Raw genomic sequence first — 12,758 nt, forward strand, 5'->3', positions numbered from 1 at the left:
TATCATTGCAGCTTGGGCTGTCTTCTATGGTAGCGCCACGCTGGTTCTTACGTTCCAATTTAATTTTCTTTATCATCCTTATCAATACACCAATTATTTCTATGATTATTCGTCCATTGCAACAAACGATTTTCAAAATCTTCTTTGCCATCATTGGGACAATTTTATAAATATATTTGGTGAAAGCCACTTCCGTAACTGTATATACTAATGGATATACTAGACATATATACTAGACATATAAAAAGCCTCTACCGTATAGGTAATTTCTATATGGTAGAGGCTTTTTCTAGTATATCTGCCTTATGTTAATCGCTTTTCTAGTATATGTGCCTTATGTTGATTTTTTTGAGTGCTAGATTTTCTTGTTAGTAGATTTTAACTGCATTATGATTATTGCTACTAATCGTATAACTATATTTTACTAGGGACTACTTTAAAATAATTGGTATCGATATATTTATATTAAAAACTATCGATATAGTTTTCATAATATGATATACTGAGTGTAGAAATCGTAATTTTTCGATATAACAGTGTTTTAGTATATCGTAGATAAAACAGTGTTAATTACTGAATATAAAGTAGTGATAAATACTATATATAATGAAGTATTTAATACTATATATAATGTAGTATGTAATACCATAAGTATATTGACACAGTGTATAAGTTAGTATAGAGATATTCAAGTGAATAGAAGAGGAATACATATGGATTTTGAAGAAAATCAAGTGCCAGAGGCAATTCTGGACAAGCTTACAAAGGTGTGTACATGCCGTAGCATTACACGTAAAACGATTAAGGAAGCCATTTTGAATGGTGCTCATACATTTCCTGAAGTAAAAGAGGCAACACGTGCCGGTACAGGCGCTTGCGGTGGTAAAGGCTGTGGCCCTCGTATCGTAAAGCTCTTAGCAGAAATGAAAGAGCAAGGTAAAATTTAAAACTAAGGAAAATTTAAATCTAAGCAAAAGTTAAGACTAAACAACAGTTAAGCGTAAGTTTGAGTTTAACTCATATAAAGACTATTACTTTAAACCAATACGGTATATATTCGTAGATTTGGGGTAATAGTCTTTTTTGCGCTAACGATTCATGAGATGTATTGGCGTTTTGGGGTTGTCTTTATTATTTGATATACTATACATAATACTTTTTAGAGATTTTGGAGGTATATATGTTTCGACGTATCGTAGCAGCTACGATGATCGGCGCATTGGCGCTCACAACGGGTTGCGGTTTACATAATCCATTTACTTCTAAGGCGGAGCCTGTAACTTATAAGTCTGTAGCACAGAGCGAGCTTTCACCAGAGGAAAAGGTGGACAAATTAGTGGCTAATATGTCTGACGCAGACAAGGTGGGGCAATTGTTGATGATTGGCATCCACGGCAAGACCTTGAACGATGATGCGAAGTTTATGCTCAATGAATACCGTGTGGGCGGCATTATCTTGTTTGACCGGAATATGGAGTCCAAGGATCAAGTGAAATCGCTGATTGCGGATATTAATAAAACTGGTAAAAGCGCCGGTTTAACGCCGTTATTCATCGGTATCGACCAAGAGGGCGGTGCTGTGTCGCGCATGGAGGATCAGCTCATCAAGGTTCCTCCAGCAGAAGAGTTAGGCAAGGAGCCTATTGAGAAAGCGGTATCCTTGGCCAAACAGTCTGGTACGGAACTTAAAGACTTGGGATTCAATATTAACTTTGCGCCTGTAGCGGACTTGGGCTTAACCTATGGCCGTTCCTTTAGTACAAATCCTGATGAGGTCGTACGCTATACCAGTGCAGTAGGCAAGGCCTATGATGAAGCGGGCTTGTGGTATTCTTACAAACATTTCCCAGGTATTGGTAAAACAGACGTGGATTTACATGCTGATACCAGTGTTGTGCCAGTATCTAAGGAAACATTGCTGAATGAAGATACGAAGGTATTTGTAGACCTTATTAAGCAGTCTAAACCGAATACATATGCAATTATGGTGTCTCATGCGATGTACCCTCAAATCGATCCAGACCATCCATCTAGTTTATCTAAAGCCATCATTACAGACTGGTTGCGCAAGGATATGGGCTATAACGGCGTTGTCGTAACGGATGATATGGATATGGGCGCTCTTGCAAAACACTACACCTTCGGTGATATGGCGGTTCAATCTATTTTGGCTGGCAGTGATATCTTGCTTGTATGCCACGAGTACGAACACATGCAAGAGGCGTACAATGGCCTTATGAAAGCTGTAAAAGACGGCCAAATCTCCAAAGAACGACTCGATGAATCTGTGAAACGAATCTTGCTTATGAAGATAACTAAAATTTCTTAGACTATTTGTTTTTGTTGGCAGGAATTAATTAATCATATAACGAATATAGAAAGTGGAAGTACTATTCATTGAAATCGCATCTGAGTTGACACTCAAGGGAGAACTTTGTTATAGTTATTACACAGAGAAACTGTGCGAAGCTTACGGGCAACGTACAACGCTCGTCGACTCAAGGGTCGGCGAGCTTTTTTGTTTGTAGGAGGGACTTATGTCTAAGCCGTTTAAGTCTTTAGATTCCCTATTACGCTTGATGAGAAAACGAAATATTACAATTGGAAAGGGGGAGCGAAGGTAGTAGAGTTAAAAGAATTTTAGCGAGAGATAACTATTATGCAGTAATTAATGGATATAAAGACATTTTTTTAGATAATAATGCAACATTAAATAGTGGTGATGACTATTATGTAACTGGGACAACATTCTTTCAAATATATGGATTATATTGTTTTGATCGTAATTTGCGAATTATTTTATTAAAAGCTCTATTGCAAGCTGAACAAAATATTTGTACTAAAGTATCTTATCGTTTTTCGGAGGTATATACATCTGAATTTAGTCATTTGAATGTAAATAATTTTTCTAAAACAAACTTACCAAAAGCGACGGAATTAGTCTCTAAATTATCTAATGCTACACAACGTAATGCGAGACATACGATGTTTTCTCATTATTTAACAACACATCAAGATTTACCATTATGGGTATTGGTAACAAAACTTACATTCGGTGAAATTACTAATTTTTATAAATTAATTACACCTAATATACAAGAGAGAATATTAAAAGATATACATAAGGAATATACTGGTGAGTATAAGGTATCTATTACTGATCCAACATCTACTTTGATACCTGTTTTTAGTGAAATACTAGATGTTCTTGTGGGTTATAGAAATGTATGTGCGCATGGAGACAGACTTTATAACCATAGAATTATAGGTCCAAAGAAAACTATTAAAAAATTAACATATTATTTTGTACAAACTCCAAAAGGCAGTGAATCTTCAGTATATGGAGTGTTAATATCTTTAAGATTACTATTGCCTAGAATATCGTACAAGTATATTATTGATGAGGTAATTAATGAATTAATACTTTTAAGTGAATCGTTACCTGTTATACAGTTTAATCAGGTCCTAGCCAGAATGGAGTTAACACTTCAATGGAAACAAACCTTAGAATTATTACAATGATTATATAGTGTATACATAACACAGCTTCAAGGATTTTTATAAACCGATAGAGAATTACTTAGTATAGTTATTCTCAATCGGTTTATTTTTTTGCTAGGAGTGATTGTATATGGCTCGGAGAATTATGTTGAACGGTACGTCCTATTTTGGACAAGGGGCGATTCAGGAGATTGTGAACGAAATTAAGAATCGCCATTTTAAAAAGGTTCTTGTTACATCGACACCTGATTTATTTGAGTTTAAGGTAGCTACAAAGATAACAGATCTACTTGATGCGGCAGGCATTGCTTACGATGTATATGACAATATTAAGCCAAATCCAACCATTGAAAACGTAACATCTGGTGTGGCTGCTTGTAATGCAGCAGGTGCTGAAGCTATCGTTGCTGTAGGCGGTGGCAGTGCTATTGATACAAGTAAAGCTATTGCTACGATTATTACAAATCCTGAGTTCAGTGATGTGCGTAGCCTTGAAGGTTTGGCACCTACAAAACATCCATGCTTGCCGATTATAGCTGTGTCTACCACATCTGGTACGGCTGCAGAGGTTACGATTAACTACGTTATTACAGACGTTGAAAAGAATCGTAAATTCGTATGTGTTGACCCTCATGACATCCCAATCGTAGCCATCGTGGATCCTGATATGTCCGCATCGATGCCAACTGGTCTTTGCGCATCTACCGGTATGGATGCCCTCGTTCACGCTGTAGAAGGTTACATTACAAAAGGTGCATGGGAGCTCACTGATATGCTTCATTTGAAAGCCATTGAAATTATTGGTCGTTCTTTGCGTAGCGCCGTAGCTGGTGACTTCGCAGGTCGTGAAGCCATGTCTCTTGGTCAATATATTGCAGGTATGGGTTTCTCCAACGTAGGCCTCGGCATTGTTCACTCCATGGCACATCCATTGAGTGCTGTCTACGATATCCCTCATGGTAAAGCTTGTGCCATGCTGTTAACAGCAGTCTTGAAATTTAACGCCCCAGCCACAGGCGAAAAATATCGTGAAATCGCTCGCGTTATGGGCGTTCCTGATGTGGATAGCATGAATCAAGAAACATATCGTCAAGCTGCTATCGATGTGATCCAAAAACTTGCTGATGATGTAGGCATTCCTAAATCATTAAGCGAAGCGGGCGTAAAACTGGAAGACATTCCATTCCTCGCTGAATCTGCGTTCAACGATGCATGTACACCTGGTAACCCACGGGATGCATCTATGGAAGAAATCATTGGCATTTACGAATCCATATTCTAAAGAATTTTAGGATTTGATAGCATATAGTGTTTTATGATGTATAGGATTTAATACTATAATATGGTATCAATATTTAACTAGTCTAAATATTTTGCTAGTCTAAATAATCTAATAGTCTAAATGATGCCTAGCTCTAGCCCTAAGAACTTTACATCTTTAGAATCTTTACATATTTTAGATGCCTCCGAATATGTAAAGAAAATACATTTACACACTTGCTTAACAAAACTAGCCATCTCGTGTTAGAGGTGGCTAGCTTTGCGTTTGAAGAGCTATCTATTGTCTTGTTATTTGGATTTTTAATTTTACGTTTAGTGAGATAGCTGTTTTATACGTAATCCTTTCTTGAAAATGGTGGTTTACATAAGTATACTAAGGATATGAATACATAGTTTGGTTGTATGTATGTTTTTAGATAATAAGCCAGATTTGGTCAGTGCTAAGGAGGAATGTTATGAAGCTATGGAAATTTAATAAGCGCAGTTCTACCTTAGCAGATATGTCCATGAATCGTATGTTGTTGACGGAGCTCATTGCGAAGGGCGCTCTTGTGGGTGTGATTGCAGGCTTTTGTGGTGCTACTTACCGCTATTTGATCCTTGAATCTGAGCATATTCGTTGGCATTTGATGGACGGCATTACCCTAGAGTGGGTCATAGGATGGCTTGTGGTGATGGTCATCTTTGCCTTTATCGTAGATCGATTGCTCGCATGGGCTCCATTGTCTGGTGGTTCTGGTATTCCTCAAATCGAAGGGGAAATGCTAGGCCTCTTTGATATGAAGCCGTATCGGACGCTAGCTTCCAAGATGATTGGTGGCGTGTTGACTGGTTTTGCCGGCTTCTCTGTAGGTCGTGAAGGTCCAGCCGTACAAATTGGTGGCTCTGCCGGCAAGATTGTGTCCTATTGGATGAATTCAGGGCTGCGTGAGCAGCGCATCTTGACCTCTGCTGGGGCAGGGGCAGGCTTAACGGCTGCATTTAGTGCACCCGTATCGGGGGCTATGTTCGTCTTTGAAGAGGTCCATAAAAGCTTCTATCCGTACCTCGTTGTGCCTACTTTCGTGGCTACCTTAATTTCTAACTATATTACGGTTAGTATCTTCGGCCTCGAACCGGCCCTTGGATTTTCGGTGACCTCCGGTGTACCTCTTGAGTACTTCCCAGTCCTTCTTATGGTTGGCGTTATCATGGGTCTCTGTGGGGTGTTCTTCTGTCGCATGATCTTTGCATTTAAGAAGTTCTTTGAATGGCTTAAATGCTCTCGGTTCTTGAAATTAGCCCTTACCTTTGTGACTGTGGCCGTTATCGGCTATGACTCGCAACTTCTCTTGGGCGGTGGCAATGATCTGGTGGGGCAGCTAGCCTTTCACTCTCATGGCGTCTTGCTCTTAGGGGGCATCGTATTAGGTAAGATTTTGCTTACTACCTTCTGCTATGGCAGTGGTGCGCAAGGCGGTATATTCTTGCCTATGCTCGTTATAGGGGCTTCGGCAGGCGCCTTTTGTGAAAGTTTACTTTCATCAGTGGGTATCATCGCTCCTGATTTTGTACCGCAATTCGTTATTTGCGCCATGGGCGGTGTGTTAGCGGCGGCGATGCGGACCCCAATTTTGGCGATTTTGCTCGTCCTTGAAATGACGAATAGCTTCTCTAATATTTATGCCATCGGTATCGTTACACTGGTGGCATACCTTGTGGCAGAGTTATTAAAAGAACCACCTATTTACGATTCTTTATTACAAGCCATGAGTGGTCAAAACAATTTAGAGTCTGTACAAACTTTCTTCCAAACGAAGGTACCTGTAGTAGCGAATTATACAGATGTACAATTACAAGACTTGGCCTTGCCAGATGGGACACTCATCGTAAGTATTCGTCGCAATGGAACATACATTGTGCCGTTAGGGGATGTAAAACTTGAACCAGGTGACGAACTACAAGTCTCTTGTGAACGAGGACGATTAAAAGCAGCGAAAGAATTTTTCCAATCGAATCAGTTATAGCAAAGAGATTTTTCCACTCTAAGTAAAGGGAGGCCTTATCATGCTGGATAATATTATAGTATTTTATATATTCTTTACTATAGTTGGCTTTTTAGCCGCTATGCTTGGCACCATCATTGGTGCTGGCGGAGGGCTTGTATTTGTACCTCTCTTTATGTACTGGTTCCCTGAGTGGTCTCCGTCTATGATTGTAGGGACATCGCTATTTTCTGTTATGTGTAATGCGATTTCTGGATCCATTGCCTATATTAAACAGAAAAAGGTACTCATCAGCGCAGCTATTGTATTTAGTTTAGCAACTTTACCAGGTGCTATCTTAGGGGCTCAAATGTCTGGTTGGTTTTCTGGTAAAGGCTTTATGTTTGCCTTTGGGTGCTTTATGCTCTGTGCTTCTGGATTGATCGGGTTTAAGAATTTCCGTAAAGGGGAGCGGAAGGAAGAAAGTCTTACCCTTGATCAGCTAACCTATAGCAAGCCTATCGGTATTAGCATTAGCTTCTTTGTAGGTTTCATCTCCAGTATCTTTGGTATTGGCGGTGGCCTCATCCATGTGCCTGCCTTGATTTATCTCATGGGGTTCCCAACCCATATGGCTACAGCTACGAGCCAATCTATCCTTGCTGTATCTACAACAATAGGTGTTATAACACATTTAATCGAAAATCATATTGTATTTAGTATTGCTATCCCTACAAGTATTGGCGCTATTTTTGGTGCACAAGCAGGGGCGCGCATCGCTAAACGTTTGAAAGCAAAATCTATTCTAGCCCTTATGAGTGTTGCTGTCTTTGCGTTGGCGGTACGCCTTATTCTTAAATCTGGGATTCTTGGATAATATAAGCCCTCTAGAGGTTACTCGAAAGAGTTATTACTAGAGGGCTTTTTATATGTAAAGCAACTATGAATGGGCGTATTAGACTGGCAATTAAAAAAGGTATGAGTAAAAGTCATAGTTAAATATAAATGAGAACGAGAAAACTAAAATAAATAAATTATACTGAATTTATGCATAATTTTTGTAAACTATTTCCTATAGAATTATATGCAGTGTAACTCATGTTTTATGGGATGTTTAGCACTCATTTGTTATGGCGTTATGAATATGCTTAGTAAATAAAATAGTTTTAATATAACATATGAAAAGATGAGTACATGATAATGCTATTGAGATGCACTTTCAACTAAAGAAATAAAAACACAGTGCATATCGAGAATTGTTAGGAGACATATAATTTATGCATAATTATAGTAGTGAGAATGAGAACGGCGTATACTAAATATAAGACAATATAAGATATATTCCTTAAGAGAGGATAGGAGGAAATATAAGTGAGTACGCTTACTAGAGATTATGAACGTTTTGCCAAGGAGGCAAAAGAGATTTGTAAAGATCGTGTGTATACCGATCATTTACGTCGTTATGCATATGGCGTTGACGCGTCCTGTTACAGCTATTTACCAAAGGTTGTTGTAAAGGCTGAGGATGAACGGGAAGTACGACGCCTTATTCGTTTGTGCCAACAATGTGGTACACCATTTACATTCCGTGCGGCTGGTTCTTCTTTGTCTGGTCAATGTTCCAGTGAAGACGTGCTCATCGTATGTAATGATGGCTTCAAAAAAATGGAAGTTATCGACGATGGCAAGGCTTTAAAATGCGAATGTGGTGTTATCGGTTCTGATGCCAACGATTTGTTGAAACCATACAACCGCAAAATCGGTCCAGATCCTGCTACGCTTGCAACAGCATTAGTAGGCGGTATTTTGAACAATAACTCCTCTGGTATGTGCTGTGGTACGGCTCAAAACTCCTATAAAACAATCCGTTCCATCCGCGTTGTATTACTAGATGGTACTGTTCTTGATACATCCGACAAAAAATCCATTGAACAATTCCTTCGTGAAAAACCTCAAATGGTAGAAGAAATCTTGCAATTGCGCAAAGAAATCTTAGCCGATGAAGAATTGACTCATTTGATCCATCACAAATACAAAATTAAAAATACTACAGGCTATGGCTTGAACTCTCTTGTTGATTTCGAAGACATCATCGATATCATCAATCACTTGTTCATCGGCTCTGAAGGTACATTGGGCTTCGTATCTGAAATCGTGTACAACACTGTTGAAGACGTACCTCATAAAGGTTGCGGTCTCATGTTCTTCAAAACATTGAACGATGCATCCTTGGCCGTTGTAGCCTTGGCTAATATGGGCCGCGATAAGGTTGTAGCTGCAGAAATGATGGACTATCAATCCTTGAAAGCCGTTCAATCTCTAGATAATGTACCTGACTTCGTTCGTGAAGTACCAGAAGGTACAAGCGCTATCTTGTTCCAAACTGAAAGCTATTCCAAAGAAACTGTAGATGAAAATCTAGCTTTCATTAAAGAACAATTGAAAGACATCCCAACAGCTATCCCAAGTCTTTACTCTCAAGATCCTAAGGAATACGATTCTTGGTGGGCTATCCGTAAAGGTATCTTGCCAATCGTTGGTGGTCAACGTAGAAAAGGTACTACTGTTATCACAGAAGACGTTTGCTTCCAAATCGAAGACTTCACTAAGGGCATCGAAATGCTTACTGAATTATTCCACAAATACGATTTCGTAGACGGTGGCGTAATCTTCGGTCATGCTTTATCTGGTAACGTTCATTTTAACATTACACCTGATTTCAGCGACCCTAAAGATACTAAGAACTTCGGCGACTTGGTAAAAGAAATGTCTGAACGCGTATCTGGTTTCGGTGGTTCTTTGAAAGCTGAACATGGTACAGGCCGCATGGTAGCACCATTCGTTGAAATGGAATGGGGTAAAAAAGCGTACGAAATCAACCGTCGCATCAAAGCCATCTTTGACCCTGAACGCATCTTGAACCCTGATGTTATGATTACTGATGATCCAGATGTGTACAAGAAAAACCTTAAAGCTCAATGCGTTATCGACGATGCTTTCACAATCTGTATGGAATGTGGTTTCTGTGAAAAACATTGTCCAAGCCGTAACTTAACATTGACTCCACGTCAACGTATCGCATTGTTGCGCGAAACTAAACGCCTTGAAAACGAAGGTAACTTCACATTGGCATCTGAACTTAGAAAAGGTTACGAATACTTCGGCGTAGATACTTGTGCTGCTTGCTCTATGTGTAAAGGTCTTTGCCCACTTAGCATCGATACTGCTCAAATCGCATTGTCCATGCGCCGCATCGATCCACCTGCACCAGAATTGGCTAAGAAAATCTACGATAACTTCTCCACAACACTTCAAATGTGCCGTGCTGGTGTAAGCCTCGAAGGCATTGCAGGTTCTATCATTACACAAAAAGCGATTTCTAAGATTACTGAAGGCTTACATGGCGTAACAGGTGTTACACCATATGTACCTAAAACAACGCCTAAGGCTAATCGCTATAAATTGAAAAACCGCATTAAACCTACTAACTTTGAAAAGGTTGTATACTTCAGTACTTGTGCGAACCGCGCATTCAAACCTAACCAAGGTTATGACGATGATCGTAGCTTACAACAAGTTGTGGAAAGCCTCTGCAACAAGGCTCATATCGATATTATTTATCCTCAACATATTGAAAACCTCTGCTGCGGCTTGAGCTTTGAAAACTACGATGACGTTCACGAACGTGCTGTTAAGGACTTGCACGATGCATTGATGAAAGCATCTCAAAATGGTAAATATCCAATTGTGATTGACCATAGCGCATGCTTCAACCATGCATTCAAACACATGCCAGACTTAGAAATCAACGATATTTCTGAATTCTTGTGCAAATACGTAGTACCTCATCTCGACATTGAAAAATGCGATGAACGCGTAATCGTACATAAACAATGTAAGATTAAATCCTTAGGTAAATCCCAATACATCGAAGATTTGGCTCGTCTATGTACAGACCATGTATTCAATATCAAATCCTTCGCATGCGACGGCTTTGCTGGTCAAAAAGGTTTCTTCACACCAGAACTTAACAAAGCTGCTACAAAAGACCTTGCTGGTGAAATTGCTGAATACGGCGCAACACTAGGCGTAAGCTCCAGTTCCACATGTGAAATTGGTCTTGGTGAAAGCGGTGGCATCCCATTCGTAGGCGTTGCATTCCTATTAGACCGTTGCTCTAAAGCAAAACAATAAGATTTATAACATTACCTACCATATAACGAAAAAGGACGAGTTGCGGCTCGTCCTTTTTTGTATATAGTTTTGGTATAATTGTAATGGTATTAAATAAATTATAAGTTACTACTACATATTGTCATCATATTAAATAATAAATATATACGACATAATGTGGTTGTATGTATAGATAATATAGAGGTATTGTATGAAATATATTCTATTATGTATTTGTTTGCTTAGCCTATTAGGTTGTGGCACAGAGACTAAGACCCAACAAGACACTAAACCTACAACAGCTAACGAACAAGCTAAGACAGATCAAGGTCAAGATGCTCACGTAATGGCAGCTAAGCAGGCTTTATCCTCTGGTGATTATGCTAAAGCTATTGAGGAAGCATCAGCTTCTATTAAGGATAATCCTAATAATGCAGAGGCGTACTCCATCCGTGGCTTCGCTACGGCGTTAAATGGTGATACAGCTAAGGGCTTAACAGATACTAAAAAATCATATGACCTAGATCCTAATAATGTAGCGAACTACTACAACATGGCTATGGTGTACAAATTACAAGGCCAATTAAATGAGTCTAAACAATGGTTTGAAAAGGTATTAGAAAAGGACCCTAGTAACACCTGGTCTGTATACGGTATTGCTACCATTTATGCAGACCAAGAGGATGATACGAAGGCCCTTGATTGGCTTGAAAAAGCGATTAAAATTGATCCATCTGTGAAAGCCGTAGCCGCTGAACAAGACCATTTTGAACGCTTTCACAATAATGCGCGATTTAAAACATTAGTAGGACTATAGGCATGGATGTGAAACAGATAATTCGCCTTATTATAAAGGCGATAGGATTTATATATTGGTTTGTTTTTCTATACCTTGGTGGTCTAATGGTCGTAGACTGGTCAGGGTTTATGTCCCAACATAATATAGAAACACCTCTATTCCTTACATACTTAGTTTTTGTAGGATGTTTTGTAATACCGTATATTATGCTGTACTGGAAGAAGCTAAATCCTAATGTGAAGGTTCCATTTTTGGTGCGCCATCTCTCCGAATTTATGGCGCGATTAGAAGATCGCCATAGCATATGGTTTGATGTGCTATATGTACTAAAATTATTGCTCTATTTCGTAATAATTCTGTGGATGCTTTGTATCATAATACTCACCTTTGCAGTTATTGCGTGGACAATAGTCCTAATTTTGCTGAGCAATTGATGATGTAAATTTACATTCACATTGTTTTCTCTACTAATGCTTCTTGTAAAAGCTGAGAAAAATTAATTCCTTTAGCTAATGCTCGATCATTTAGCCAGGCAGGAATTGTTAAGGTTTTCTTTACGGATTTACTATTTTTAGCTAAATCAATATCTGTTTGTACTAATGTAGGATACGTTGTATCGGTACAAGGTAAGTTGCGAATAGATGTAGGTGTAGGTAAACTTTCCCCATCTTCTAAAGCTCCTAAAATATACAATTCCATAGCCTCTTGCGCATTAGTTACGAGCTCTGTTAACGTTGAGCCAGTACTGCTGGTATATTCTAAGTCTGGAAACTCAGCCCAGAAACCATCAGCATCATCATGGATTATAGCAGGGTATATAAATTTCATAAATCCTCCTCATTTTAGTCCTGTACGTTTTAAAATTGCATTTAATAAGCCAACAGGTACATCTTTTCCGTGTACGGCAATCACTTCAACTTGATTATCCTTTTTCAAACGATGATGACTGCCGCGTTGCCGTACATCCTTCCAGCCGTTTTTGAGTAGCAGTTTTAGTAGATCTTTATCCTTCATATGCTCTCCTTTTATGGTAACACGTG

General features: G+C 39.0%; 10 protein-coding genes. 8 read left to right on the top strand and 2 right to left on the bottom strand.

Annotated features, from left to right (window positions below; genetic code table 11):
* Positions 1-713: 713 nt before the first annotated feature.
* From Q7P05_RS03590 to Q7P05_RS03625, 8 genes are all read left to right on the top strand, one after another.
* Positions 714-947 carry a (2Fe-2S)-binding protein gene (locus Q7P05_RS03590; protein WP_024047871.1) on the top strand — a complete coding sequence of 78 codons (234 nt, stop codon included), beginning with the start codon at positions 714-716 and terminating at the stop codon, positions 945-947.
* Positions 948-1,180: 233 nt separating this feature from the next.
* On the top strand, positions 1,181-2,329 hold the full coding sequence (locus Q7P05_RS03595) for a glycoside hydrolase family 3 protein (RefSeq protein WP_303930507.1): 1,149 nt from the start codon (positions 1,181-1,183) through the stop codon (positions 2,327-2,329).
* A gap of 272 nt (positions 2,330-2,601) precedes the next feature.
* Positions 2,602-3,522: an Abi family protein gene (locus Q7P05_RS03600; RefSeq protein ID WP_303930509.1), complete on the top strand. Its 921-nt coding sequence runs from the start codon at positions 2,602-2,604 to the stop codon at positions 3,520-3,522.
* 109 nt (positions 3,523-3,631) lie between these two features.
* Positions 3,632-4,783 carry a lactaldehyde reductase gene (fucO, locus tag Q7P05_RS03605; protein WP_303930511.1) on the top strand — a complete coding sequence of 384 codons (1,152 nt, stop codon included), beginning with the start codon at positions 3,632-3,634 and terminating at the stop codon, positions 4,781-4,783.
* 454 nt (positions 4,784-5,237) lie between these two features.
* Positions 5,238-6,788, top strand: coding sequence for a ClC family H(+)/Cl(-) exchange transporter (locus Q7P05_RS03610; RefSeq protein ID WP_303930513.1), 1,551 nt, complete (start codon positions 5,238-5,240; stop codon positions 6,786-6,788).
* A 40-nt stretch (positions 6,789-6,828) separates the two neighbouring features.
* Complete coding sequence (locus tag Q7P05_RS03615; protein WP_227721266.1) at positions 6,829-7,623, top strand: sulfite exporter TauE/SafE family protein; 795 nt, start codon at positions 6,829-6,831, stop codon at positions 7,621-7,623.
* A gap of 494 nt (positions 7,624-8,117) precedes the next feature.
* The gene (locus tag Q7P05_RS03620; protein ID WP_303930515.1) at positions 8,118-10,940 is read left to right on the top strand and encodes an FAD-binding and (Fe-S)-binding domain-containing protein; all 2,823 of its coding nucleotides are present in this window, start codon (positions 8,118-8,120) and stop codon (positions 10,938-10,940) included.
* Positions 10,941-11,130: 190 nt separating this feature from the next.
* Positions 11,131-11,736, top strand: coding sequence for a tetratricopeptide repeat protein (locus Q7P05_RS03625; protein ID WP_303930517.1), 606 nt, complete (start codon positions 11,131-11,133; stop codon positions 11,734-11,736).
* Positions 11,737-12,168: 432 nt separating this feature from the next.
* On the opposite strand, the gene Q7P05_RS03630 is transcribed toward Q7P05_RS03625, so the two are convergent.
* Both Q7P05_RS03630 and Q7P05_RS03635 read right to left on the bottom strand, forming a co-directional pair.
* Positions 12,169-12,546 (bottom strand): type II toxin-antitoxin system HicB family antitoxin, encoded by a 378-nt coding sequence (locus tag Q7P05_RS03630; RefSeq protein ID WP_005384984.1) that lies wholly within the window; start codon positions 12,544-12,546, stop codon positions 12,169-12,171.
* A 9-nt stretch (positions 12,547-12,555) separates the two neighbouring features.
* On the bottom strand, positions 12,556-12,758 hold a 203-nt coding region (locus Q7P05_RS03635; protein ID WP_303930519.1), incomplete at its 5' end, for a type II toxin-antitoxin system HicA family toxin.

Source organism: Veillonella dispar (genome assembly GCF_937975875.1).
Lineage (GTDB): Bacteria > Bacillota > Negativicutes > Veillonellales > Veillonellaceae > Veillonella > Veillonella dispar_B.